At 43.3% G+C, this 23,737-nt stretch carries 25 protein-coding genes; 2 read left to right on the top strand and 23 right to left on the bottom strand.

All coding sequences use genetic code 11. The features are described from left to right. The first annotated feature begins 124 nt into the window (after positions 1-124). Positions 125-604 (top strand): CBS domain-containing protein, encoded by a 480-nt coding sequence (locus tag AC3WVG_RS00765; protein ID WP_252379840.1) that lies wholly within the window; start codon positions 125-127, stop codon positions 602-604. A 34-nt stretch (positions 605-638) separates the two neighbouring features. Here AC3WVG_RS00765 and lon read toward each other — a convergent pair whose 3' ends face one another. The 21 genes from lon to AC3WVG_RS00660 form a co-directional block, all read right to left on the bottom strand. Continuing rightward, the gene (lon, locus tag AC3WVG_RS00760; protein WP_488796268.1) at positions 639-3,062 is read right to left on the bottom strand and encodes an endopeptidase La; all 2,424 of its coding nucleotides are present in this window, start codon (positions 3,060-3,062) and stop codon (positions 639-641) included. Positions 3,063-3,252: 190 nt separating this feature from the next. Next, positions 3,253-3,525 carry an acylphosphatase gene (locus AC3WVG_RS00755; protein WP_252379842.1) on the bottom strand — a complete coding sequence of 91 codons (273 nt, stop codon included), beginning with the start codon at positions 3,523-3,525 and terminating at the stop codon, positions 3,253-3,255. 71 nt (positions 3,526-3,596) lie between these two features. Next, on the bottom strand, positions 3,597-4,274 hold the full coding sequence (radC, locus tag AC3WVG_RS00750) for a RadC family protein (protein ID WP_488796267.1): 678 nt from the start codon (positions 4,272-4,274) through the stop codon (positions 3,597-3,599). Between the two features lie 86 nt (positions 4,275-4,360). Next, the gene (holA, locus tag AC3WVG_RS00745; protein ID WP_488796266.1) at positions 4,361-5,326 is read right to left on the bottom strand and encodes a DNA polymerase III subunit delta; all 966 of its coding nucleotides are present in this window, start codon (positions 5,324-5,326) and stop codon (positions 4,361-4,363) included. Between the two features lie 45 nt (positions 5,327-5,371). Beyond that, positions 5,372-5,863 (bottom strand): LPS assembly lipoprotein LptE, encoded by a 492-nt coding sequence (lptE, locus tag AC3WVG_RS00740; protein WP_488796265.1) that lies wholly within the window; start codon positions 5,861-5,863, stop codon positions 5,372-5,374. 101 nt (positions 5,864-5,964) lie between these two features. Continuing rightward, positions 5,965-8,463, bottom strand: coding sequence for a leucine--tRNA ligase (gene leuS / locus AC3WVG_RS00735; protein ID WP_488796264.1), 2,499 nt, complete (start codon positions 8,461-8,463; stop codon positions 5,965-5,967). 203 nt (positions 8,464-8,666) lie between these two features. Next, a complete protein-coding gene (locus AC3WVG_RS00730) occupies positions 8,667-9,200 on the bottom strand; it encodes a hypothetical protein (protein ID WP_488796263.1) in 534 nt (177 codons plus the stop codon). Beyond that, entirely contained in the window at positions 9,169-9,702 is a 534-nt protein-coding gene (gene nusB, locus AC3WVG_RS00725) for a transcription antitermination factor NusB (RefSeq protein WP_488796262.1), read from the bottom strand. Before nusB ends, AC3WVG_RS00730 begins: the two co-directional genes overlap by 32 nt. 54 nt (positions 9,703-9,756) lie before the next feature. Next, on the bottom strand, positions 9,757-10,227 hold the full coding sequence (gene ribH, locus AC3WVG_RS00720) for a 6,7-dimethyl-8-ribityllumazine synthase (protein WP_488796261.1): 471 nt from the start codon (positions 10,225-10,227) through the stop codon (positions 9,757-9,759). A 66-nt stretch (positions 10,228-10,293) separates the two neighbouring features. Beyond that, positions 10,294-11,499 carry a bifunctional 3,4-dihydroxy-2-butanone-4-phosphate synthase/GTP cyclohydrolase II gene (locus AC3WVG_RS00715; RefSeq protein ID WP_488796260.1) on the bottom strand — a complete coding sequence of 402 codons (1,206 nt, stop codon included), beginning with the start codon at positions 11,497-11,499 and terminating at the stop codon, positions 10,294-10,296. Between the two features lie 111 nt (positions 11,500-11,610). Next, the gene (locus AC3WVG_RS00710; protein WP_488796259.1) at positions 11,611-12,270 is read right to left on the bottom strand and encodes a riboflavin synthase; all 660 of its coding nucleotides are present in this window, start codon (positions 12,268-12,270) and stop codon (positions 11,611-11,613) included. Positions 12,271-12,623: 353 nt separating this feature from the next. After that, entirely contained in the window at positions 12,624-13,820 is a 1,197-nt protein-coding gene (gene ribD / locus AC3WVG_RS00705; RefSeq protein WP_488796258.1) for a bifunctional diaminohydroxyphosphoribosylaminopyrimidine deaminase/5-amino-6-(5-phosphoribosylamino)uracil reductase RibD, read from the bottom strand. Between the two features lie 21 nt (positions 13,821-13,841). Continuing rightward, entirely contained in the window at positions 13,842-14,300 is a 459-nt protein-coding gene (locus AC3WVG_RS00700) for a deoxycytidylate deaminase (protein ID WP_488796257.1), read from the bottom strand. Between the two features lie 15 nt (positions 14,301-14,315). Further along, on the bottom strand, positions 14,316-15,554 hold the full coding sequence (gene glyA / locus AC3WVG_RS00695; RefSeq protein WP_252379901.1) for a serine hydroxymethyltransferase: 1,239 nt from the start codon (positions 15,552-15,554) through the stop codon (positions 14,316-14,318). A 122-nt stretch (positions 15,555-15,676) separates the two neighbouring features. Next, positions 15,677-16,918 carry a beta-ketoacyl-ACP synthase II gene (gene fabF, locus AC3WVG_RS00690; protein WP_488796256.1) on the bottom strand — a complete coding sequence of 414 codons (1,242 nt, stop codon included), beginning with the start codon at positions 16,916-16,918 and terminating at the stop codon, positions 15,677-15,679. A 230-nt stretch (positions 16,919-17,148) separates the two neighbouring features. Next, on the bottom strand, positions 17,149-17,379 hold the full coding sequence (gene acpP / locus AC3WVG_RS00685) for an acyl carrier protein (RefSeq protein WP_252379855.1): 231 nt from the start codon (positions 17,377-17,379) through the stop codon (positions 17,149-17,151). A gap of 187 nt (positions 17,380-17,566) precedes the next feature. After that, positions 17,567-18,310, bottom strand: a complete 744-nt coding sequence (fabG, locus tag AC3WVG_RS00680; protein ID WP_488796255.1) for a 3-oxoacyl-[acyl-carrier-protein] reductase — start codon at positions 18,308-18,310, stop codon at positions 17,567-17,569. A gap of 52 nt (positions 18,311-18,362) precedes the next feature. Beyond that, the gene (locus AC3WVG_RS00675; RefSeq protein ID WP_488796254.1) at positions 18,363-19,346 is read right to left on the bottom strand and encodes a beta-ketoacyl-ACP synthase III; all 984 of its coding nucleotides are present in this window, start codon (positions 19,344-19,346) and stop codon (positions 18,363-18,365) included. 145 nt (positions 19,347-19,491) lie between these two features. Continuing rightward, the gene (plsX, locus tag AC3WVG_RS00670; RefSeq protein WP_488796253.1) at positions 19,492-20,538 is read right to left on the bottom strand and encodes a phosphate acyltransferase PlsX; all 1,047 of its coding nucleotides are present in this window, start codon (positions 20,536-20,538) and stop codon (positions 19,492-19,494) included. Then, a complete protein-coding gene (rpmF, locus tag AC3WVG_RS00665; RefSeq protein ID WP_252379859.1) occupies positions 20,531-20,710 on the bottom strand; it encodes a 50S ribosomal protein L32 in 180 nt (59 codons plus the stop codon). Before rpmF ends, plsX begins: the two co-directional genes overlap by 8 nt. Before the next feature lie 85 nt (positions 20,711-20,795). Beyond that, positions 20,796-21,323, bottom strand: coding sequence for a YceD family protein (locus AC3WVG_RS00660; protein ID WP_488796252.1), 528 nt, complete (start codon positions 21,321-21,323; stop codon positions 20,796-20,798). A gap of 210 nt (positions 21,324-21,533) precedes the next feature. On the opposite strand from AC3WVG_RS00660, the gene rpmB reads away from it, so the two are divergent. Continuing rightward, entirely contained in the window at positions 21,534-21,734 is a 201-nt protein-coding gene (rpmB, locus tag AC3WVG_RS00655; RefSeq protein WP_252379861.1) for a 50S ribosomal protein L28, read from the top strand. 287 nt (positions 21,735-22,021) lie between these two features. On the opposite strand, the gene AC3WVG_RS00650 is transcribed toward rpmB, so the two are convergent. Further along, positions 22,022-22,897, bottom strand: a complete 876-nt coding sequence (locus AC3WVG_RS00650) for a Tim44 domain-containing protein (protein ID WP_488796251.1) — start codon at positions 22,895-22,897, stop codon at positions 22,022-22,024. A gap of 97 nt (positions 22,898-22,994) precedes the next feature. Next, on the bottom strand, positions 22,995-23,717 hold the full coding sequence (locus AC3WVG_RS00645; RefSeq protein WP_488796250.1) for an energy-coupling factor ABC transporter ATP-binding protein: 723 nt from the start codon (positions 23,715-23,717) through the stop codon (positions 22,995-22,997). Positions 23,718-23,737 lie beyond the last annotated feature (20 nt).

Here is a 23,737-nt window from a genome sequence, read left to right as displayed (position 1 = left end):
TCTTTGTACCAGCATGAAAGAAACCAAGACTGAAATAACCCATGGAAATTAAGTTTATAAAAAGGTTTGGCTACAAGCTCAGAAAAGACGTAACTTGCCAACAAAAAACATAAAGGGAGGCCTTATGTTGTTACGCAAACGTGCTTGGGACATCATGCGAGATGATTTTCCTTATGTTGAGGAAGATGCCAGTTTGAGCAAAGTTATCAGAAAATTAAAGGAGAGTCAGGAAGAAAGTCCAGACAACAACTGTGTCCTGGTCTATTCCAAAAAGAAAAAATTTTTAGGCATAATTTCCATGTGGAATATAATCCAGGCCATGGGTCCATGTCTGCTAAAAGAAGCAAAATTGGGAGAACAGGAAGCTGATTGGGATTTGGCCTTTCATCGAGCCTGTCGCACCTGCTCCCATGTTGGAATCGAGGAACTAATCCAAAAAGACGTCCCCGTGGTTAAACCCAGCGACCCCCTGGCCAGGATAATGGAAATTTTTCTTGATTATCGACGCGGACGGGCCGTAGTCGAGGAAGGAGGAAAAGTGATCGGCCTGATATTACTTTCTGATTTGTATAAAGAAATAGCTCGTGATGTTGAGAAGTGGTAAAAAATAAGCCAGGGACAAGCCCTGGCTTATTTTTTTATTTATTATGCTCGTCTAGTTGAACGAGAGGCCAGATTTCATCAACATTTTCTACTGTTTTGACCTTAACCTTCCGTCTGAGTTCTCTGGGTATATCTTCCAAGTCTTTTTTGTTCTGAGCGGGAATAATTACCTTCTTTATTCCCGCGCCTACAGCTGCCAGTATCTTTTCCTTAATTCCGCCCACAGGCAACACCCTTCCTCTCAGGGTAATCTCACCGGTCATGGCAATATCATTGCTGACAGATTTATTGGTCAAGGCCGAAATAAGAGCCGTAACCATGGTTACCCCTGCCGAGGGACCATCTTTTGGAGTTGCACCGGCCGGAACATGGATATGGATGTCTTTTTTCTCGGCAAAATCATCATCCAATTCGAACTTATAGGCCCGACTGCGAGCATAGCTCAAGGCAGCCTGAGCACTTTCCTTCATGACATCTCCCATCTGACCGGTAAGGATAAGTTTTCCTTTACCCGGCATTATGCTAACCTCGATATGCAGGATTTCGCCTCCATAAGGAGTCCAGGCTAAACCGAGAGCAACTCCAGGAGGAAGTGACTTCTCTCGATCTTCATCCAGAAACCGGGGGGGGCCTAAAAGTTTATTCAGCCGCTTAAGTGTGATACGAAAAGGTCCTTTTTTCCCTTCCACCACCATCCTGGCTACCTTGCGACAAATATTGCCTATTTCTCTTTCCAGATTTCTCAGGCCTGCTTCCCGGGTATAATATCTGATTGTTTTAGCCAGGACACTATCAGTAATCTGTATGTCCTCAGGTTTAAGACCATTTTCTTTAATTTGTCTTGGCAAGAGATATTTTCTGGCAATTTTAATCTTTTCCTGTTCAGTGTATCCTGGAATCCGGATAGTTTCCATGCGGTCGAGCAAAGCAGGTGGTATCGTATCCAGTATATTAGCGGTACATATAAACATCACTTTAGATAAATCAAAAGGAACATTTAAATAATGGTCAGTAAAGCTGTAATTTTGTTCCGGATCAAGAACTTCGAGCAAAGCCGAAGAAGGATCTCCTCTGAAGTCAGTGCCCACTTTATCTATTTCGTCCAGCATAAAAACAGGATTTTTTGTCCCGGCTTCTTTCATCCCCTGAATAATTCGTCCTGGCATAGAACCAATATACGTCCGGCGATGCCCTCTGATTTCAGCTTCATCACGCATTCCACCCAAAGACATGCGCACAAACTTTCTATTTAGAGCCCGGGCAATAGACCTACCCAGAGAAGTTTTACCTACTCCCGGAGGTCCGACAAAGCAAAGGATAGGACCTTTCATCTTGGGGTTTAATTTTCGTACACTTAAATATTCCAGAATCCTCTCTTTGACCTTTTCCAGATCATAGTGGTCCTCGTTAAGAATTCTTTCTGCCTCTTTTATGTCGATGCGATCACGAGAAGTCTTCTTCCAAGGTAGTTCAACCAGCCAATCCAGATAAGTGCGGATAACTGTGGCCTCAGAAGATTCAGGATGCATGCTTTCCAGCCTTTTAAGCTGCTTTTCTGCTTCCTTTAACACTTTGGCTGGCAACCCTGCCTTCTTCAGTGCCTGGCGTAGTTCTTCTATCTCTTCGGCTCCCTCCCCGGTATCACCAAGTTCCTTACGAATCGCTTTAAGCTGCTCTCTTAAAAAATACTCGCGTTGGGCCTTGTCCATGCCTTCCTTGGCCATATTCTGAATCTTGGCCTGCATGGTGGCTACTTCTACTTCTTTGGCTAGCTGTTGGTTGACCAGTCTAAGACGCTCAATGGGATCCTCACATTCCAAAATTTTCTGTGCTTCTGGCGTTTTCATACGCAGGTTTGAGGCAATGAGGTCAGCTAATCTACCATGATCATCAACACTATTTAAAACAGCCATAATTTCAGTGGCATCAATTCCGCGCATGGTTAAAATGCGTTCACTTTGCTCTCTGGCTGCCCTAAGCAGAGCTTCTTCTTCAGGACCAAATTCTTTTACCTCTTTTTCTTTTATCAACTCTACCTCAACCAGATCAAAAGGCTCCTGCTGAAGAAATTCTTTGATCCTAGCCCGCCTTAGTCCTTGGACCAGCACTTTAAGCCGGCCATCAGGCATCTTTAGCATGCGCATAATCATGCCTACAGTACCTGTGTGATAGATATCATCCGGGCCTGGATCATCTATCTTCTCGTCTTTTTGGGTACAAATTAATATGTATCTATTTTTATTTAGGGCCGCATCAACAGCCTGAATGCTCTTTTCGCGGCCCACAAACAAAGGTAGAATCATGTAGTTAAAAACCACGATATCTCGCACTGCTAAAAGCGGAAGAGTGGTAGGGATATCTAATTCATCAGTTTCGTGTTGTTCATTTTTCTTTTCTTTAATAGGATTTTCACCTTGATCTTGCTCAGAAAACCGAGAATCAAATTTTTCTTCATTCATGGCACTTACTCCATTCCTCATTCGTGATTCTTTAAGAAGAGTGGCTAGGCTTTCACTCTGCTCTCAATATGCTAATATGCTGCCAGTTCCCTCTATGATGCGAATATAAAAACAAAACTTTACTATCTCTACAATATAAAAAATTTAAAATTCAACATGTTGTCAAAAAATGAAATTTTTTTAACAAGTTTTAACCTCTTATTTCAAATTTATCATAAGTCTTGTCATAATCAATGAATTCACAATGAACACTCTCAACACGGCTCAATGGTGAACCCTGGAATAATCGTTTTTTTAACTCATTTAAATTTTCCTCATCACCCTGAGCCAAAATCTCCACCTGTCCCTCTTTCAAGTTCCTGACCCAACCGGTAAGATTCAAGTTTTTGGCCTGATCATGTGTCCAGGCTCGAAAATAAACCCCCTGAACCTTGCCACTGACAAGACAATGCATGCTTTTCATGGCTAAATCCTCCTTTTATTGCACAGATGAAAACCTTCTTTTCATTATCTCGCTCTCTGAGCTTGCCTTCTTTACATATTTCTCTCTTCTTGAAAACTAAAATAATTATCTCGAGTAATGATGATATGATCCAGAACTCGAAGTCCCAAATCTTGAGCAATTCTTTGCAGTCTTTCGGTCAGCTGGAAATCTTGTGGAGAAGGTCTAGGATCACCTCCTGGATGATTGTGTAATAAAATCAGCCCACTAGCCTTAAGCTCCAATGCCCGGGCAATGACTTCCCTGGGGAAAACAAGGGCTTGATCAACAGTACCGGAACAAAGTTTTTCAAAGGCAAGAAGTCCGTTTTTGGTATTCACCAGAATGATCCAAAATTCTTCAATTTCTAAAAAACAAAGTCTGGTTCTAGCTAGGCCGGCAACTTTTCCCGGAGAATCCAAGACAATTTTAGGTTTGAAATCCGATTGCTCTAGCCGGCTCCAAAACTCTCGCCATAAGAGCCAGAAAGTACTGATTCCATGACCTATACCCGGAGTCTGCTCAAGTTCACTTGTTCTTGCAAAAAGAATTTCTTTAAATGAGCCAAATCGATTCAAAAGCTCTTTTGCAAGAGGCTTAGTGTCCTTACGTGGAAGAGCATAGCCCAAAAGGAGTTCTAATACCTCATGATCCTCTAATAATGAGGGTTCTTTGCGTAGCTTTTCCTTTAGTCTCTTCCTATGTCCTAAATAATGGGGCTGATTTTTCATATTAATAGACACTATTTGGGGTTGGGGCAAGAGGTATTTCGTGATTTGCGATTGATCTTGCTACTTAATAAAACAATGAGGAAGCTTTAACTATGAAAATAATCTATTAATTTTGCTGTTAGGATTTCAAGTGCCTGTTCCGCTGTGTACTGGCCGGTTTTAACATTTACTTCAGCTTCCAGGGCCAGATCAAAAATAAGTGAAAGTTTTTTTAGACCGAGTTTTTGAGCCAGGCTTTTCTTCTGATTCTTAAGTTTTGGATAAAGGGAGACGTGCTTTTCATCGCCCGTGACTAGCTGCCATAGTATTCTGGCTTCCCGAACTAATAACCCTAAAAAAGGGAAAAAAAATTCTCCACCTCTTTGCTGCTCTCGCAGAACTTTGGACCAAAGCTTGATATCCTGACCTTTGGTCTGTATTCCCTTGAAAAAGGCGAATATATCTATATCCGCATAAGAATTAAGTACAGCAAGGTCAACAAGTTCAATGTGCTCACGCTGCCCTACGTAAATTTCCAGCTTTTTAAGTTCGTTATTTAAAGTTGTACTGTCCTCAGGGGCCAGACTTACCATGACATTTAAAACCTGGGGAGTAATTTTTTTCCCATGTCTTTTGGCCCATTTTGTAATGTAATCTGGCAAACTAGCCCTGGTTAGTCCTGGATTTTGCCATATCCATCCTTTTTTGTTGGCTATATCCCAATATTTTTGCTTCTCAATGACCTTAGGAATTTTAGGTTTGCCTCTCTCCCAGGGTTTTTCCAGACAAAAAAAAGGCCATATACTGGCCTTAAAACCTTTAAGATACCGACTTAAATCCGACCAGAAGTCTGCTGGCAATTGTTCACAACGCCGCAAAATGATCACTTGGCCGGTACCAAAAAGATCAGGCTGACTTAAAGCAGACCAAAAGTTATCTGACAGGGGTTCATCTCCCCAGAAGATTTTTTTATTCCACTTTTTATGAGGGAAATTATCCAGCTGTCTCTGAATGTAATCTTGAATAAGACTTAAATCCGGACAGATACAAAAGGTAAAACCTGGTCGATTCATCAAATTGTAGGGGGTTAAATTGTAGAGTTTAAAGTCCTCACTTTTTTAAAAACGATTTCCCAGACGATCCAACACCAGGTCCAAGGCCCTTTCCACGGCTTCTTCTGTAGCGACCTTTTTTTCGCTTTCATTATAAAAGGATTTATTCCCATTAATCAAACCAGAAGTCCAGATGAGTGTTTTATCCATGGCGGAGAACATGAGTACTTCTAAAGCCACTCGGGCTACATATTTTATTGATTGATCATTTTCACCTTTAATACTGCTAGCCGTAGAAATCTCCTTGATGTTTACTCTTATCAGAACTTCCGCCTTATCCTTGCTCACCCACCTAACCTGACCGCGCCTGGTAAGTTCCTCGCGCAGATAAGACCTTATCTTGGGCTCTAGCCACGACTCCTGTGAAGGATTAACTACTCGTGATATATATAGAGAAGTATAACCCCGCGGCAGGGTTACGGGAGAAAAGGAAGAAAAATGATAGCCACATCCACACAGTAAAAAAATCAACAAAAAGATAATTGGTCGTTGTTTCATTGTTTAAAATTCAGGCATTAAAGGTAAAAAGGCTAACAGGTTAAGATAATAAAATTTTCTTTTAATCTATTCACCTATTAACCTCTTTACCTTTTCACCTTTTATTTAGCTACAATATTTACCAGCTTTTTAGGCACGACAATAACTTTAACAATATTTTTGCCCTGGATATGTCTTTGCACATTGACGTCTGCCAAGGCTTTGCTTTTGATCTCGTCCTCGCTTGCCTCTCTGGGAACTGAAATTTTGGCCCTGAGCTTTCCATTGACCTGGATGATAATAAGAATTTCATCTTTTATAAGGGCCTTTTCATCATATTCAGGCCATGAGACTTCAGCCAGGCGATTTTTGTATCCCACCTGTTCCCAGAGCTCTTCACATATATGAGGAGCAATGGGAGACAACAGAACTAGAGCCGTACTAATGGCAGAGGAAAGAAGCTTTTGTCCATTTTCTGACTGCTTTAGTTCTTCTTTTAAAGCATACAAGGTATTAGTAAGTTCCATGATAGCGGCAATGGCTGTATTAAACTGGAATTTATCTTTAACATCCCGGGATACCTTGTAGATGGTTTCGTGTTCCTTGCGGCGAAGTTCCTTTTCTGGCGAACTCAAGGAGTCACCATCTATTTCAATGGCTACACCAACAGGAGATAAAATGGGTAAAAGCTCTTGAACCAAACGCCAGAGCCGGTTTAAAAATCTGTGTGCCCCTTCTATGCCTGAGTCACTCCATTCCATGTCTTTTTCCGGTGGGGCTGCAAATAAGCAGAAAAGGCGCACTGTGTCTGCGCCATAGCGATTAATCATCTCATCAGGGTCAACTACATTGCCCTTGGACTTGGACATTTTGGCCCCGTCTTTTAAGACCATACCCTGGGTAAGTAGATTGGCAAATGGCTCATCAATATCCATATACCCAAAATCTCTCAGGGCTTTGACAAAGAAACGGGAATAAAGAAGGTGCAAAATAGCATGCTCAATTCCACCAATGTATTGATCCACAGGAAGCCAATATTTGAGAGCCTCTGGATCAAAGGGAGCGTCATCTTTGCGGGAATCAGTATATCGGGCAAAATACCAGGAGGACTCAACAAAAGTATCCATAGTGTCTGTCTCTCGCCTGGCCGGCCCATTACATCTGGGGCAGTTGGTATGTAAAAACTCATCATATTCGGGCAATGGAGACCGACCATCTGGCCTTGTCTTGACATCTAAAGGCAAAACAACTGGCAAGTCCTCTTCTTTGACCGGCACAATGCCACACTTCTCGCAATAAACCACCGGAATAGGCGCACCCCAGTACCTTTGTCTGGAAATATTCCAATCCCGCAGGCGATAATTGACTGTCCTTTTACCCAAACCCTTTTCTTCCAGGTACTCAGCAATCTTTATTTTGGCCTCTTCATTCGGCAGGTTATTAAATTGATCAGAATTCACCAGATAGCCTTCTTCTGTATAGGCTGCGTCCATTGTGTCCGGTTCAAGAACAGTGTCTTCCGGCTGAATGACCACCTTGATTGGCAGGTTATATTTCCGGGCAAACTCAAAATCACGCTGATCATGGGCCGGAACAGCCATAACTGCGCCAGTTCCATATTCAACCAGGACGAAATTGGCCACATAAATGGGCATTTTAATGCCTGTTACAGGGTTTATGCAATAGCGACCAGTAAAAACACCTTCCTTTTCCAAATCCTCTGACGAACGCACTGTGCGGTCCATTTGGGCCACTTTTTGGATAAATGCGCGCACATCCTGTTCCTGGTCTGTACCTTGAATTAACTTTTCCACCAGAGGATGCTCTGGTGCCAAACTCATAAAAGTAGCTCCATACAAGGTATCCTGGCGGGTAGTGAATACTGTTATGGTCTCATCCATACCATCAACGCTAAAATCGATCTCCATGCCCTCGCTTTTACCGATCCAATTACGCTGCATTGTAAGAACCCGTTCAGGCCAGCCAGAAGACAGTTTGGGTAGAAAATCCAGGAGTTCTTCAGCATAATCTGTTATCCGTAAAAACCACTGCTCAAGCTCTTTTTGTTCCACCAGTGAGTCACAGCGCCAGCATAAACCCTCTTCCACCTGCTCGTTAGCTAGGACTGTCTGACATTTAGGACACCAATTAACTGGAGATTTCTTACGATAAACTAAACCCTTTTCCAAAAACTTAAGGAAAAATAATTGTTCCCACTTGTAATATTTGGGGTGGCAGGTGGCCAGCTCTCTGGACCAGTCATAAGAATATCCGAGTCGCTTTAGTTCTTCACGCATATAGTCAATATTTTCATAGGTCCATTTGGCCGGATGCACATTACGTTTAATGGCAGCGTTTTCTGCTGGCAGACCAAAGGCATCCCAGCCCATAGGATGGAGAACATTATAACCCTGCATACGCTTAACCCTGGCCACGACGTCGCCTATGGAATAGTTGCGTACATGTCCCATGTGAATACGACCGGAGGGATAGGGAAACATCTCCAGTACATAGTACTTAGGCCGGTCATCCTTGTGTGTGACATGAAAATATTTCTCTTTCTCCCATATTTCTTGCCACTTTTGTTCTATTTCCTGGGGATTATAATTTTTCACAGCCATTTCCTTCTCCATCTAAAGTTTTAAGTTGTTGTTCAGCGCAACCCTTTTTCAAAATGAACAACAAGTTGTCTGGCTCCAGTTTAGAATTTACAATCTTATTTTTTAAGTTGTTTAAAAATATTAAGTACCAAACAAGCAACGAGATGCGGATAATTTCTTGTAATTTTAGCACATTCTGTGAAGTTGCAAGTTTTAATAACTGTCTAGTTAGCTCTTTTAAAAAAATTTAAAGCTTTAAACTTAAAACTTAAAGCTTTTTTATTTTGCTCATTTTGCTGCTCATCAACTGACCTTAATGTTAGATCATATTTTGGCCGCAAGACTAAATGAGTAAAACTCTTTTCCCATTTCTGAACTTCTTTTTTAATCATTTCTTTTTCTTCTTTGACCGGGAGATAAACAATTGCATCAAGATTATACTCCGGCCAAAAAAGAGCTCCCCACTTAGACATGGCCTGATCAAGGGGAAGGTGAAAAATATTAACTAGATCAAAAATATTTAAGCACCACTGGTGCAAGTGCAAATTAATCAGGCATTTGGCTAAGTCAGCCGTCCATGCCTTAGCCGGTTTATTAGGAGAAACATAATAGTGAAGCTCCCAGACTCGATTATCTCGGTGTGGCCAAGACTTAATAGTCGGATGTGATGGCTGATCTTGAGTAAGCTCAGGCAAAAAAATGCGTGGTAAATCCGTAGGACAAGAATTAAAATCCCTTACAAATCCCAAATTTACCATTTTCTACATCTCTAGCCACAGCATCGAGGATACCATTGACAAAGTTTCTAGAATTTTCATCCCCGAATAATTTAGAAAGCTCCACGGCCTCATTAATAGCTACCTTTAAGGGGATATCTTCTCGCTTGATCATCTCATAAAGAGCCAGCCTAAGTATAGTCAGTTCAATTTTGGCAATACGCTCGATCTTCCAGTTCCTGGAATATGAGGCAATGATCTGGTCTAACTCTTTGTAATTTTGGCCAACTCCTTGAATCAATTCCCAAGCAAAGGAACTCTCTTTAGGTAGAGGAGTCTTGCTGGAATCTGGAAAATTGTCATAAGTGCGCTCTAGATGTTCCATGCTAAGATCAGAGAAATTCATAGAGTAAAGAACCTGAAAGGCATAAATCCGCTGCGCACGCCTGGAATTTGATCCTTTATTACTCTTAACTCGATCCCGTTTTCCGCGGGACGTTCCGCTTTTTAATTCTGAAGAATTTTTGTTTTTTTGAAGACTCATTGATTCGTAAACTTCCACCCCCGCTTTCCGCGAGACGTTCCGCTATATGCTTATTTAAATTTGTTCGAGGACCCGAATCGTTTCCAAAACTGCTGCTGCTGCCTCTACACCCTTGTTGCCTGCTTTACTGCCGGCACGTTCAATAGCCTGCTCCAGGGTGTCTGTAGTCAGAACGCCAAATCCAATGGGAGTTCCGGTTTCCAGTGATGTCTGAGCAATACCTTTACTGACCTCGGCGGCCACATAATCAAAGTGAGGGGTAGCTCCGCGAATAACCGCCCCCAGGCAGATAATACCATCATATTCATTTTTCTGGGCCAATTTTTTGGCCACCACTGGCATTTCAAAGGCCCCGGGAATTTTGACAATGGTTAAATTTTCTCGCAGGGCTCCGTGACGGACAAGATAATCAACCGCCCCACCAACCAGTTTGTCCACGATAAAATCGTTGAACCGGCTAGCAACAAGGGCAAATTTTAAATCCTTGGCATCTAGTTTGCCTTCAATGATATTGATGTCTAACATCTTGATACTCCTTCATTAAATGACGAGTGATGCTATCGCACTTTTCACTCATGAACCAATGACTCATTAACTCTTCATTTTCAAAAGATGGCCCATTTTTTCCTTCTTGGTCTTTAAATAACAGAGATTTTCTTCACAAGGCTGCACTTCAATGGGCACCCTTTCCACCACTTCAAGACCATAACCTTCAAGGCCAATAATTTTCTTTGGATTATTGGTCATAAGACGCATTTTACTTATTCCAAGATCCACTAGAATTTGTGCCCCGATACCATAATCCCTTAAATCCGGGGCGAACCCAAGTTCTAGATTGGCTTCAACAGTGTCTTTGCCCTGATCCTGCAGAGCATAGGCGCGAATTTTATTACCTAAGCCAATCCCCCGACCTTCCTGTCGCATATACAGAATGACACCTTGGCCTTCCTGCTCTACCATTTGCATGGCAGTTGTCAGCTGATTGCCACAATCACAACGCAATGAGCCAAACACATCTCCAGTCAGACACTGGCTGTGCACTCTCACCAGAACTGGGTCATCTTTCTCCCACTCTCCCTTGACCAAGGCCAAGTGCGTGTAATCATCTATCTCACTCTCATAGGCAATGGCTTTAAAATGACCATAACTAGTAGGAAGTTCGGCTTCAGCGACTCTATGTACAAGAGAGTCAAATTTAGATCTATATCTAATAAGATCCTCAATAGTGCAAATCTTTAAATTATGCTCGGCAGCAAACTTTTCAAGATCAGGCATTCTGGCCATATTCCCGTCGTCGCGCATGATTTCACAGATGACAGCAGCAGGTTTAAGTCCTGCCAAACGGGCAAGATCAACGCTACCTTCGGTCTGGCCGGCTCTGACCAACACGCCTCCCTTCCTGGCCCGTAAAGGGAACACATGGCCTGGAGTGGCGATATCATCAGGGGTTACATCGTCCTGCACAGCTGTAAGTATAGTTGTAGCTCGATCATAAGCAGAAATACCTGTTGTCACACCCTGCTTGGCCTCTATGGACACGGTAAAAGCCGTACCAAATTTAGAAGTGTTCTTTTGGGCCATCATGGGCAAACCCAATTTGTCCACCCATTCGGGAGCCAGAGCCAGACAGATGAGTCCCCTACCATATTTGGCCATGAAATTAATGGCTTCGGGGGTGATTTTCTCCGCGGCAATGGTCAAATCTCCTTCGTTCTCACGATCTTCGTCATCAACTAAAATAACCATCCGCCCCTGACGGATTTCTTCGATGGCTTCTTCAATAGTACATTTAGGCATAGTAATCCCTCTGTTTATCAGTTTTGCTCATAGCTGACAGCTCGTGGCTTTTTTATAATTGACTTCAATTTAATCACTAACGCCCATGGCCCCTGGTCCTGTAAACCTTGTCTAAAACCCGTGCTTCCTTAAAAAATCTAAGGTTAATCCTTGAGAAGGCTGGGAGCGGGACTCGCCCTCCTGCCAAGGCTGAAGAATTCGATACACATACTTGCCTATAAGGTCAGTCTCCATATTCACCAGAGTGCCTGGCTTCCACGATGAGATGGTGGTTTCTTTTTGGGTAGCCGGTATAATATTTACTTCCAGATAATCCTGGCCACAATTATTGACGGTCAGGCTGATCCCGTCCAGGGCCACAGAGCCCTTAGGAATGACAAAAGGTGCCTGTTCTTTTGGAAAGCTTAAGCGATAGACTCTAGACTCCCCGGCCCTCTTGATGGTCTCTACCTTGGCCAGACAATCAATATGTCCGGAAACGAGGTGACCACCCAACCTATCACCAAGAGCCAGGGCCCGTTCCAGATTAACTTTGCTTCCAATCCCAAGAAGGTTCAGGTTTGTCCTGGATAAAGTCTCTTTTGATGCATAAACCAAAAACCAATTGCCCCCAAAGTCTTCTACAGTTAAACAGACGCCGTTTACGGCAATACTTTCTCCCAAGACATAGTCTTCCAAGGCAAAAAGAGGGCTTATGCGGATTCTACTCTCTTTCCCTCTGGGTTCAATACCTTGGATTTCACCTATTCCCTGAACCAGTCCTGTAAACATAGATTTAGCTCGTGGCTAATAGTTTTTATACAATTAAACTCCTCAACTTTCTGATTTGTACAATATATGAATTTTTTACACAAATTAAAGAGGACATTTTCTGAAATGCATTGCAAACGGGTTGGGTAACACATCTTGGTGAAGCTTGTGAAAATGCTGAGCATAGGGAGACAACTTCACAAAAATTTCGAGGTGCACCATAAATAGAGCAAATACCATGAGTAACATTTAACTAAAAAAACCCCTTTATGCACAGCCCGCAAGCAAGCCTTAGACATGTCCAACTCTTTGTTAGCATTGAAGAAAATATCCTCGTAAATTAACTCAGAAAGTTGAGTAAACTCTATCACAAATTAGCTATCACGATTTTTCATAAGGCGTAAGAATATATCCGGCCCGATCCTGCTTAAATTTGTAAGCCGAAAATTTATGGCCTCATCCATTGACTCTACTTTACGACCGCTAAAGCTTGAGGTGGCTGCATGGTCACCTAAAATTTTGGGCGCCAGAAACAAGCACAGCTCATCCACCAAATCCTGCTCTAAAAGACTTAAAGCCAATCTGCCCCCACCCTCGCATAAGGTATAATAAATTTTATATTCCTGAAACAAACGCTCAAAACCACTCCGCAGATCTAATCCCCGCCTTTGAGATTCTACGCTCTGTTTTTCTGTGTCTTCACCTCGTTCTAACTTTCCTGCTTCCCAACTTCCCAGCTTCTCATCTTCCAAAGGCAGCCCCCAGACCTGGCAGCCTAAACTCTTTAATCTCTCGGCCTGAGAAGAACTGGCCTTTTCTTGAGTGGTCCAAAAAATAGTTTGCGTTGCCCTCTCAGAGAGAAGATAAAAAGAGTCATCCGCCTCAGGCAATCTAGAGGTGACGATAACTGCCAGAGGCTGATTTACCTCTTCCCCTTCAAGCCGGCAAGTAAGTTTGGGGTTATCCGCATAAAAGGTGTTGCCACCAACAATAACAGCACCTGCCTGTGAACGTAAGCGATGTACTTCTTCCCTGGCCTTTGGACTTGTAATCCACTTGGAGTGGCCGTTATAAGTTGCAATTTTCCCATCCAAAGTTGAGGCGATTTTAAGGTAAGAATAGGGTCTTTTCTCCTGGGTCCAGGCAATGAAGTCGGCAATAAGATCCCCGCACTCCTCCTCTAGAATACCTGCTTCAACCCGGACTCCATTGGCTCGCAAAAACTCGATTCCTCCTCCCTGGACATGCGGGTTGGGATCCCTTGCACCTACAAAGACCTTTTTAATGCCAGCTTCTAAAATAGCTCTGGTACAGGGTGGGGTTTTACCATAATGATTACATGGCTCTAAGGTAACGAAAAGGGAAGTACTTTTCAGGTCAACACCTTTGTTTCTGGCCTCAGTAATGGCCTCCACCTCGGCATGAGCTTGACCATAGGCCTTATGCCAGCCCCTGGCCACTATTTGTCCATCCTTGACTATGACCGCACCAACACAGGGATTAGGCGCTGTTTTTCCCTTACCCTGTTTGGCTAGGTAGGCGGCCTGGAGCATAATCTGGTCTTTGTTCATACCTGATCTTACAAGTCCGAATTACGAATCAAAAGGCAAGAGTTTAAATTTGATCCCGGCCTCTTTGAGCATTTGTTGGGCCAGTTCATCCGGATAGCCTTCCGCAAAATAGATGGCGGTGGTGCCACAATTGATGAGCATTTTAGTACAGATAAGACATGGCTGGGTGGTGCAATAGATGGTGGCGCCCGCAATACTTACGCCGTGGACTGCGGCCTGGATGATTATATTTTGTTCGGCATGTAGCCCCCGGCACAGTTCATGTCTCTGGCCGGAAGGAATTTTTAGTCGTTCGCGCAAACAGCCAATGTCCAGGCAATGGGCAAGACCTGCCGGGGCACCATTATATCCTGTGGCCAGAATGCGCTTTTCCTTGACAGCTATAGCCCCTACCTTGCGCCTAAGACATGTGGATCTTTCCGCCACCAAGTGGGCGATGCGCATGTAATATTCATCCCAACTAAGTCTAGTGTCAGCCATAATATTATCGAAATGTTACCAGGCAAACAAAGGAAATTCACGCGCAAATTTTTCTACTTCTTGCCTTACTTCATCCAGTCTGGTGTCGTTCTCTCTGCTTTCTAAGGCTTTGACTATCCAGTCCACAATCTTATGCATATGCTCAGGCTTCATCCCCCTGGTTGTCAGAGCTGGAGTGCCAAGCCTGATCCCAGAGGTGACAAAGGGAGATCTTGTCTCAAAAGGAATTGTGTTTTTGTTTACTGTGATGCCTGCTTTGTCCAGGGCAATTTCCGCTTCTTTGCCAGTTATGTCCTTGTTAGTTAGATCAACCAGGATAAGATGGTTGTCGGTACCTCCGGACACCAGATTAAAACCGGCATCCACCAAGTCTTTAGCCAAAGTTTTGGCGTTTTCAATAACCATTTTTTGATACTCTTTGAACTCTGGCTTTAGTGCCTCACCAAGGGCCACGGCCTTGGCAGCAATAATATGCATTAATGGCCCGCCCTGGATTCCGGGAAAAATTTGGGAATTTAACATCTTACCAAATTCTTCAGAGCTCAATATCATGCCACCGCGCGGGCCACGCAAAGTTTTATGCGTGGTGGTTGTGGTAAAATGGGCAAAAGGGATCGGGGATGGATGTAGATCAGCGGCAATAAGACCTGCAATATGTGCCATGTCCACCATCAACTTAGCCCCAACCTTATCTGCAATCTCGCGGAATCTGGCAAAATCTATGGTCCTGGGATAGGCACTGGCTCCTGCCACGATGAGTTTTGGCTTGTGCTCAAGGGCCAGTTTCTCCACCTGGTCATAGTCAATGGTCCCGGTCTCTTTTTGTACCCCATAAAAAACAACATTATAAAGTTTTCCCGAAAAATTGACCGGGCTGCCGTGAGTCAAATGACCCCCATGTGAAAGGTTCATGCCCAGAATGGTATCACCGATTTCTACGGCGCCGAAATAAACTCCCATATTTGCTTGGGATCCGGAGTGTGGCTGAACATTAACATACTCGGCCTGAAAAAGTTTTTTTGCCCGCTCTCTTGCCAAATCTTCAGCCATGTCAACGAATTCGCATCCACCGTAATATCTTTTACCAGGATAGCCCTCAGCATATTTGTGTGTCATAACACTGCCCATTGCCTGGCGCACAGCAAGGGATGTAAAATTTTCCGAAGCAATAAGCTCCAGCTTGCTTATTTGTCGTTCTTCTTCCAGGGCAATAGCCTTAAATACTTCAGGATCTTTTCTCTTCAGTTCATCCATCATTATCTTATTTCTCCATGTTCAATGTACAATAAGGTATTAAGCTGAAAAATAGGTGATTACATTTACATAGATAATTTTATTTTTCCGACTTCCCTCTTATCTTCCTAACTTGCGACCCTCTATCCCTGAAACTTTCTAAATAAAATCGAACCATTCGTCCCGCCAAAGCCAAATGAATTGCACAAGGCAAACTGAATCTCTTTCTCTATTGACTTCCCGGGACAATAATTAAGATCACATTCGGGATCAGGATGTTCCAGGTTAATAGTTCCGGGAATTTTACTCTCAAAAATGCTGAGCACACTAAAAACACTTTCAATCCCACCTGCTGCTCCGAGCGTATGACCGATCATGGATTTATTAGCTGTAATAGGAATATTATAAGCATGTTGACCAAAAACTTTCTTAATGGCCCTGGTTTCACAAATATCATTTAATTTAGTGGAAGTGCCGTGGGCATTGATATGGTCGATATCCTCAGGATTCACTTCAGCCTCTTTAAGAGCACTCTGCATCGCCTGAGCCATACCTGCACCACTTTCCTCAGGAGCAGTCATATGATAGGCATCAGAAGAAGCTCCAAAACCAACAACTTCAGCATAAATCTTAGCCCCACGCTCCAGTGCATGCTCCAGGGATTCCAGAAGCAAAAAACCGCATCCTTCACCAATGACAAATCCATCCCGATCCTTGTCAAAAGGACGGCTGGCCTTTTGGGGCTCATCATTGCGTGTCGATAAAGCTCTCATGGCGTTAAAGCCTGATACAGCCATAGGTGTTATTGTTGACTCAACGCCACCTGTAATCATGGCCTTGACTCGCCCCAATTTAATGTCAGAGTAAGCATACCCTATAGCATGAAGGCCGGAGGCACAGGCTGAAGTAGTTGCCAGATTGGGACCTTTGGCTCCGGTTGCAATGGAAACCTGCCCGGAAGCCATGTTTGAAATCAACTGTGGGATGTAAAATGGAGAAACGCGCCTGGGCCCGGACTTCATCAATTTTGTATGAAATTCTTCAATGGTTTCTAAGCCTCCCAAACCGCAACCCAAAATGACCCCTAACTCATGTGCTTTCTCCTCTTGAGTGGACCAACCAGCATCTTCAACGAGCATTTTCGCTGCAGCAACTGCAAACTGGCAGAATCTGTCCAGCCTTCTGGCCTGTTTAGGAGACAGAAAGTCTTCAACCTTAAAATCCTTGACCTCGGCCGCAATTTTGGTCGCATAATCCTGACAGTCAAATCTGGTAATTTTATCGACTCCACTTACTCCAGCCAAAAGATTATCCCAGCTTTTTTGCAAATCGGGGCCAATAGGCGTTATGGCTGCCAGACCTGTGACGACAACCCTGTTGAGCATGACTACCTCGAAAAAGTTTAATGTTTTTTAATGTTTAATGTTTAGAGTATAGATATAAACGATCACAGAACTTTAGTTAAAAGGGTTCTCCACCTTAACCAATATAACAAGTTGTCGATAGTTTTTTGGGGCAGCCCCTAATGTGGCTACCCCCTGTGATCTTATTTATCCAGACCGATTTATTCCACCACTCAATGTGCCATTGGCAGGAAGGAAATCTGGCATCCAGATTACTGATTGGCCTTAATGAAATCGATTGCATCCTGCACTGTCCTGATTTGTTGGGCCTTTTCATCGTCGATTTCGATATCGAACTCCTCCTCCATGGCCATGATCAGTTCAGTGAGATCTAGGGAGTCTGCGCCAAGATCTTCCACAAATTTTGACTCTGGCTTTACTTCATCAGCAGATACACCCAATTGTTCCACAACAATTTCTTTAACTTTTTCCTCAACTGACATAGTTCCCTCCATGATTATTTTTGTTTAAAATGTAGCACTATTAAATTTTAACAAATAAAAAACATGAAAATATGTCGGGACTTGAGTGTAGAGTTTGGTAAACATAAACTTTTAAAATTAAAAAACTGACTTTTTAACTTAACACTCAAGCCTTCCAACTTCAAACTTTTTAAAGCCTACTCTTCTATTACAGATACATCCCGCCATTTACGTTAATAATTTGCCCGGTAATATAGGAAGCCTCCTTTGAGGCCAGGAAAGCAATGGCTTCGGCTATATCTTCAGCCGTTCCAAAGCGTTTAAGTGGTATCTTGTTCAAATATTCATTTTGCAGATTTTCAGGAAGACCAGCAGTCATATCCGTAGTGATAAATCCGGGAGCAACAGCGTTGACTGTAATGTTCCTTGAGGCCAGTTCCAGGGCCGCAGTCTTGGTCAAACCAATCATTCCGGCCTTTGCTGCAGTATAATTGGCCTGTCCCGGATTGCCTGCCTGGCCAGTGACAGATGTTATATTGATAATCCGGCCATAACGCTGTTTAATCATGATCTTGGCCGCCTGTTGCAGGCAAACAAAAGACCCGGTAAGGTTGACCTGAATCACCTTTTCCCATTGTTCCTTATTCATGCGTATAAGCAACCCATCTTTGGTCATGCCGGCATTATTGACCAAGATTTCCAAAAAAACTTTTTTTCTAATTTCTTTCTCAAAAAAACTTACCACTTGAGCCCAATCACCAATATCCAGACAAAAAGCCTTGGCCTGACCACCTTGGTCTGCAATCTCGGCACAGGTCTGCTCGGCCAGTTCGGGTTTACTCACATAAGTCAGAAAAATTTGATACCCCATCTTGGCAAGACGTAATGCAGCGGCCTTACCTATTCCTCTTGATCCACCAGTAATTAATGCTGTTTTAACTAATTCTCCCATAAAAAGCCTCTTAAGAATTTGAACTTCACCTCAGAACACAAAACTCAATACTCTAAAACTTTACAAGGGCAGCCCCCCAAGTAAAGCCTCCACCAAAGGCCACTAATAACACACGATCGCCAGGAGCAATGCGTCCTTTTTGTTTCGCTTCGGCCAATGCAATAGGGACAGAAGCTGCCGAAGTATTGCCATAATCCTGTACATTGACAAAAATTTTTTCAGGCGGAAACTCTAATTTTTTGCTCACCGCTTCTATAATGCGGTTATTGGCCTGATGAGGGATAAACAGGTTAATATCATCCACAGACAAATTGTTCTTTTTCAAGATTTCAAGGGCAATATTAGACATGAAGCGTACAGCATACTTGAACACGGTCTGGCCTTGCATCTGGACAAAAAAATCCTCATCGGCCTTTTGACCAAAGGTCAAGGGATATGCAGACCCCCCGCCCTTAACAGTTAATAGTTCTCCTAAGGAACCATCTGCTTTTAATAATACATCTTCGAGTACAGCTCCGTCTGCTCCAGAATTAGAAAGGATCACAGCCCCTGCGCCATCTCCGAAAAGTACGCAGGTAGAGCGATCGCTAAAATTGATTCTCGATGTAACCACTTCTGATGCTACAACGAGGACTTTTGCATCCTCATAGAGGGCACAAAAACCTCTTGCCAGGTCAAGGGCATAAATAAAGCCAGTGCAAGCAGCATTTATATCACAACACGGAATATCTTTGATGCCCAATTTTTTTTGTAGTACACATGCAGCACTAGGGATGTAACTGTCAGGCGTAAAGGTAGCCGTAATAATATGAGTTAAGTCTTGGGGCTCAAGGTGGGCATCCTGAAGGGCATTTTGAGCGGCAACCAAAGCCAGGTCAGAACAGGCCTCATCCTCAACAATGTGCCGTTTTTTAATACCTGTTCTGGTTGTTATCCACTCATCCGAAGTATCCACTAATTTTTCTAAGTCGTCGTTGGTCAAAATCTTGTCCGGCACATAAAAGCCGAGACCACAAATTTGCGTTTCTCTACCCATGTAAATGATCCTATTTTTTTAAAGGCTAAAGCACGGGACACAAGACGTAAGCTAAAGATAAATTTTTCACAAGATGCACAAATTCAATCAAATTTTCCTATCTTGAATGAACTTTTCCTTCAGAACAAATAACAATCATTCAACATTACGAACGCGGCAAGGCCCTTTTACCAAAAATGCTCAATTCTTTGTTGGCGGATAAACCTTCTACCAGATGTTCATTGGCCTGGTTTTTAATAAAGGTAGCGGCCATGTGCACTGCATTTGTTATGGCCTTACTGTTGGAAGAGCCATGACAGACAATGGCAATGCCTCTTAGGCCAAGAAGCGGAGCACCCCCATATTCAGCGTAGTCAATTCGGCGCCCAAAGCGCTTTAGTGCCCTAATCCCCAGGAGAAAACCAAGACGAGCCAAAAAACTTTTTTTTACCTCGGCCTTTAACAACTTGGTCAAAGATATGGCCAGACCTTCCATAAGTTTTAGGGCAATATTGCCCACAAAACCATCGCAGACAACAATGTCTGCTTTGCCTGTAAATATATCCCGACCTTCTACATTGCCTATGAAATTTAGGGAAGACATCCTGAACAATTCAACTGCTTCCCTGACCAGCTTATTGCCTTTGCCCTCTTCCTCACCAATGGTTAAGATCCCGACCCGCGGTTTCTCTACGTGCAACACATCCCGAGCCAGGACATCCGCCATGAGTCCGAATTGAACCAAATGGTAAGGCTTGCAATCCACATTGGCACCGACATCGATCAAAATGGTCGGGCCCTTTTCAGAAGGAATAATCGAGGCCAGGGCTGGGCGCTCAATACCTTTGATTCGGCCCAGAATAAACATGCCGCAGGCCAAAGTAGCGCCGGAATTACCAGCACTGACCACCCCATGGGCTTTACCTTCGCGCACTAACCTGAATGCCACCTCAATAGAGGTATTTTTCTTTTTGCGCAAAATCTCAGATGGCTTTTCTGACATGCCTGCGACTTCCGGAGCATGGACAATTTCAATATCTAACCCACTAGTTTTATGTTGTTTTAACTCCTGGGAAAGAATCTTTTCATCGCCGACTAGAATCAGAGAAAGCCCTTCTGCCCTGGCGGCCTTTAAAGCGCCTGGAATAACGACTTGGGGACCGTGGTCCCCTCCCATGGCATCGATAGCAATGCAAGGGTTTTGCTTAGGCATCCTCGCGCCTTAAATATTGTCTCCCTTTATAATTGCCACAACCAGGACAAATGCGGTGGGGCAATGTGGCTTCGCCACACTCGCAGTAAATAAAATTGGGAGCAGAGATATGGTCATGAGACCTGCGCATACCTTTTTTGGATTTGGATGTTTTCTTCTTTGGTACAGCCATGATTTCACCTCTTCTTAATGGTTAAATGGTCGAGAGTAGTTGAGTTGTGGTGTAGTTAAACGATATGCTCTCAACCTTTACAATCTTAATTACCCTTAACTTTAAATTGTTTTAACACAGCCAGCCGTGGGTCGCCAGCATTTCGCTCACAACTGCAATTTTTTTCATTCAAATTTTGACCACAATGTGGACAAAGCCCCTTGCAGCTCTCTGAGCAAAGATATTTATCGGGCAAGGCAAGGACAAATTGTTCCCAAAATAAATGTTCTATATCAAGCTCCCAGGCCCCATCAATAAAGCGGAGTAGAGGTTTTTGAACATGGTCAGGTTCAACCGGCTCAAACTCCTCAAAAAGGCCAAAAGAGTAATCAACACCAACCCTCGCCTGCTCCAAACAGCGGTGACATGGCAAAAAAACAGAACCGCTGATTTTTCCCTGGATGTAGAATCCTTTTTTTTGGGGGATAATACTAAGCCAAACGATTAAACTTTCAGCCATAGCGCAGGGCAACTTGTTTTTCTCCCACAAGTACACCCACGCCTGGTCATCTTGAAAAGAAAATTCCCGGCCTTCTGCCGGGATGTCGGTCAAAGAGAGCCATTTTTTTTGCATAATCACCTCGGAAACAAGCTGTCTATATTGCGAATAATTTTCTTGTCAAGGAGTTTGCACTTGCTATTTTTGAGCAAGCAAGTTAGGAGAGTAAATTCTTTGGCATTGAGTGGATGAATTCGCGAGTTGCAAAAACCATATGTTTTAACCTCGCGAAATAAATTTTTGAGACAAATCAAAGATTTACATAACGAGTGAGGAGGTTCGGTTATGGGAAAAGAATGTGCTATCTGCGGAAAGAAGCCTCAGGTTGGGAATAATGTCAGCCATGCCAATAATAAAACTAAAAGAAGATTTATGCCCAATCTGCAGAAAGTCAAGGCCCAATTACCCAGTGGGCAGGTAAAGAAAATTAGCGTGTGCACCAGGTGCATTCGCTCTGGTGCTGTTGTCAAGCCAATGGCAAAATAAAAAAAGGCGGCTAAGGCCGCCTTTTTTTATTTTGTAGAAATAACACCCTGGCCTAACTTCGCTATTTGTCCATCCTGTAAAACTCGAAACACATCTCTTCTTTCCACTTATCAATCTCATCTTTAAAAAATGCGAAGGGCATTTCCATTTTACACGACCTGCAAACTACCCTGGCTCCTGCTCACCGGCCAACTATCTGAACCGGCGAGCTACAAAATTTGCACCTTAATTCAGGAACCTTAGCATCTTTCACTTTAAGCCCTCTCTTCTTTCCTAACTGCTACTACTTAAGCAAGTTGCTGAATCCCTTCCAGAACCCAAGAAGAGTTAGGCTCATCTGTTTGCCGGCTAAAATGCCATACTTCGCGCACCTGTTGGGGATTACTTTGCTCTGGCTCTTCGCGCATCAGAGCATCAAAGTAAACCGAGGCAATGGTTCTGCCCCCTTCCTCACGGACATCTAACAGCCTGGCGTTTACAAGCAAAATTTCTGTTTTGCCAGGATGCGGGTCCTCCTGAGCCTGAGCCTTGATGAAAGCAAATACTTCTGGACTTGTGAACTGCTTTATATCCTCCAGGTCCCTTTTGTCCCAGGATTCCTGCAACCTTAAAAAGGCAGCCTTAGCCCCTTTTAAAAATTCCTGCTCATCAAAGCCGTCCGGGAGATTTATTTCCGGTTCGGACGATAACTGCCCTGACCCCGTACGCAAGTTGTCCCATGACGCTTCCGAGCGGGTAGAAGACTCATAGCTCGCCCCGGAATATGACGATATAGATGGCTCTTCAGCAGGTCTTTTCGATCGCATAAACTTAAAGATAAGAAAGATCACTCCACCAATGATCAACAGATCCAGGAGGTTGGGTCCATGAAATGGTCCGCCAAAAAAAAGAGAGCCTAGCAGGCCGCCCATAGCAAGACCTCCTAGAAAGCCCCACAATCCAGGACGTGAAAAGGTTGTTCTCTGTCCACGGGAGTTGGCGTATGATTTACTAGTATAAGGTTTGGAAGGAATTTTTTTCGTATAGCTGCGGCTATAACTTGGCCTGCTGCCAAAAGAACGACCTCCGCCAAATCTTTTAGCGAAGGCTTGGTGGTCAAAATCCAGAAAAAAACTAAAAATCAAAACAGGAATCAAAATTATAAGCATCTTCTTCCAATTCATTATCTCCTCCGTGTTCAGTGTTCAATGTTCAACGTTCAAGGTTGAAATTTTTACGCTTAACTCTGACAATCAACATTGAACATTGAACGTTGAACATTTAGCCTTCTTCATGTTTGTGCGGAACCTGACCTAAAGGATGGACATGGATGTGTTTATGCATCACCACTGACTCGTCGTACACGAGCTTGCCCTGTTTCATTAAATATTGTTTTTTTGTGGTCTGGGCAAGAAAGTCATAGTCATGGGAAATGATAACCTGTGCAATATCTAAATCTTGAATAATCTTGATAAGTTTTCGCCTGGTTTGTTCGTCCAGTCCTGTAGTAGGTTCATCAAAAATAAGTGCTTCCGGCTCCATGACAAGGACAGTGGCAATGGAGACCAATTTTTTTTCTCCGCCAGAAAGGTTATGTGTAAACCTTTGTTCAAACTCGCTCAGGCCAAGCTTGGCCAGTATAGCACGGGCAAGTTCTTTGGCTTTTTCCGGAGAGTGACCCAGGTTTAACGGGCCAAATGCCACATCTTCCAAAACAGTTGGATAGATAAGCTGGTCATCAGCATTTTGAAAAACAAACCCAATACGCGGCCTTATTTTTTGAAAGTCCTCTTCGGAGCTCATTTTTTGACCAAAAATTTCAATCAGTCCGCTCCTGGGCTTAATCAGGCCCATGATGATGTGAGCCAGAGTCGTTTTGCCGCTACCATTGGGTCCAATTATACCTACTCGTTCTCCAGAGTAAAGCTCAAAGTTTAATTGATCGAGCAAAGCCGACCCATTTGGATAGGCAAAAGAGATATTTTTTAAAGAAACTAACTTCATATTAATAATGTTGAATGCTG

This window comes from Desulfovulcanus sp. (genome assembly GCF_982781345.1).
The sequence above is the reverse complement of the archived record's forward strand: the minus strand, read 5'-3'. Positions and strand labels throughout refer to the sequence as shown.

What these genes read in the sequence shown, in the direction of transcription:
- leuS (WP_488796264.1), bottom strand. Translation starts at nt 8,463, where the DNA reads ATGGCTGTGAAAAATTATAATCCCCAGGAAATAGAACAAAAGTGGCAA.
- plsX (WP_488796253.1), bottom strand. Translation starts at nt 20,538, where the DNA reads ATGCCTAAGCAAAACCCTTGCATTGCTATCGATGCCATGGGAGGGGAC.
- fabF (WP_488796256.1), bottom strand. Translation starts at nt 16,918, where the DNA reads ATGCTCAACAGGGTTGTCGTCACAGGTCTGGCAGCCATAACGCCTATT.
- rpmF (WP_252379859.1), bottom strand. Translation starts at nt 20,710, where the DNA reads ATGGCTGTACCAAAGAAGAAAACATCCAAATCCAAAAAAGGTATGCGC.
- AC3WVG_RS00650 (WP_488796251.1), bottom strand. Translation starts at nt 22,897, where the DNA reads ATGAATTGGAAGAAGATGCTTATAATTTTGATTCCTGTTTTGATTTTT.
- AC3WVG_RS00645 (WP_488796250.1), bottom strand. Translation starts at nt 23,717, where the DNA reads ATGAAGTTAGTTTCTTTAAAAAATATCTCTTTTGCCTATCCAAATGGG.
- radC (WP_488796267.1), bottom strand. Translation starts at nt 4,274, where the DNA reads ATGAAAAATCAGCCCCATTATTTAGGACATAGGAAGAGACTAAAGGAA.
- lon (WP_488796268.1), bottom strand. Translation starts at nt 3,062, where the DNA reads ATGAATGAAGAAAAATTTGATTCTCGGTTTTCTGAGCAAGATCAAGGT.
- acpP (WP_252379855.1), bottom strand. Translation starts at nt 17,379, where the DNA reads ATGTCAGTTGAGGAAAAAGTTAAAGAAATTGTTGTGGAACAATTGGGT.
- fabG (WP_488796255.1), bottom strand. Translation starts at nt 18,310, where the DNA reads ATGGGAGAATTAGTTAAAACAGCATTAATTACTGGTGGATCAAGAGGA.
- nusB (WP_488796262.1), bottom strand. Translation starts at nt 9,702, where the DNA reads ATGAGTCTTCAAAAAAACAAAAATTCTTCAGAATTAAAAAGCGGAACG.
- rpmB (WP_252379861.1), top strand. Translation starts at nt 21,534, where the DNA reads ATGGGAAAAGAATGTGCTATCTGCGGAAAGAAGCCTCAGGTTGGGAAT.
- ribH (WP_488796261.1), bottom strand. Translation starts at nt 10,227, where the DNA reads ATGTTAGACATCAATATCATTGAAGGCAAACTAGATGCCAAGGATTTA.
- AC3WVG_RS00710 (WP_488796259.1), bottom strand. Translation starts at nt 12,270, where the DNA reads ATGTTTACAGGACTGGTTCAGGGAATAGGTGAAATCCAAGGTATTGAA.
- glyA (WP_252379901.1), bottom strand. Translation starts at nt 15,554, where the DNA reads ATGGATGAACTGAAGAGAAAAGATCCTGAAGTATTTAAGGCTATTGCC.
- lptE (WP_488796265.1), bottom strand. Translation starts at nt 5,863, where the DNA reads ATGAAACAACGACCAATTATCTTTTTGTTGATTTTTTTACTGTGTGGA.
- ribD (WP_488796258.1), bottom strand. Translation starts at nt 13,820, where the DNA reads ATGAACAAAGACCAGATTATGCTCCAGGCCGCCTACCTAGCCAAACAG.
- AC3WVG_RS00660 (WP_488796252.1), bottom strand. Translation starts at nt 21,323, where the DNA reads ATGCAAAAAAAATGGCTCTCTTTGACCGACATCCCGGCAGAAGGCCGG.
- AC3WVG_RS00675 (WP_488796254.1), bottom strand. Translation starts at nt 19,346, where the DNA reads ATGGGTAGAGAAACGCAAATTTGTGGTCTCGGCTTTTATGTGCCGGAC.
- AC3WVG_RS00700 (WP_488796257.1), bottom strand. Translation starts at nt 14,300, where the DNA reads ATGGCTGACACTAGACTTAGTTGGGATGAATATTACATGCGCATCGCC.
- AC3WVG_RS00730 (WP_488796263.1), bottom strand. Translation starts at nt 9,200, where the DNA reads ATGGTAAATTTGGGATTTGTAAGGGATTTTAATTCTTGTCCTACGGAT.
- AC3WVG_RS00715 (WP_488796260.1), bottom strand. Translation starts at nt 11,499, where the DNA reads ATGCCTAAATGTACTATTGAAGAAGCCATCGAAGAAATCCGTCAGGGG.
- holA (WP_488796266.1), bottom strand. Translation starts at nt 5,326, where the DNA reads ATGAATCGACCAGGTTTTACCTTTTGTATCTGTCCGGATTTAAGTCTT.
- AC3WVG_RS00765 (WP_252379840.1), top strand. Translation starts at nt 125, where the DNA reads ATGTTGTTACGCAAACGTGCTTGGGACATCATGCGAGATGATTTTCCT.
- AC3WVG_RS00755 (WP_252379842.1), bottom strand. Translation starts at nt 3,525, where the DNA reads ATGAAAAGCATGCATTGTCTTGTCAGTGGCAAGGTTCAGGGGGTTTAT.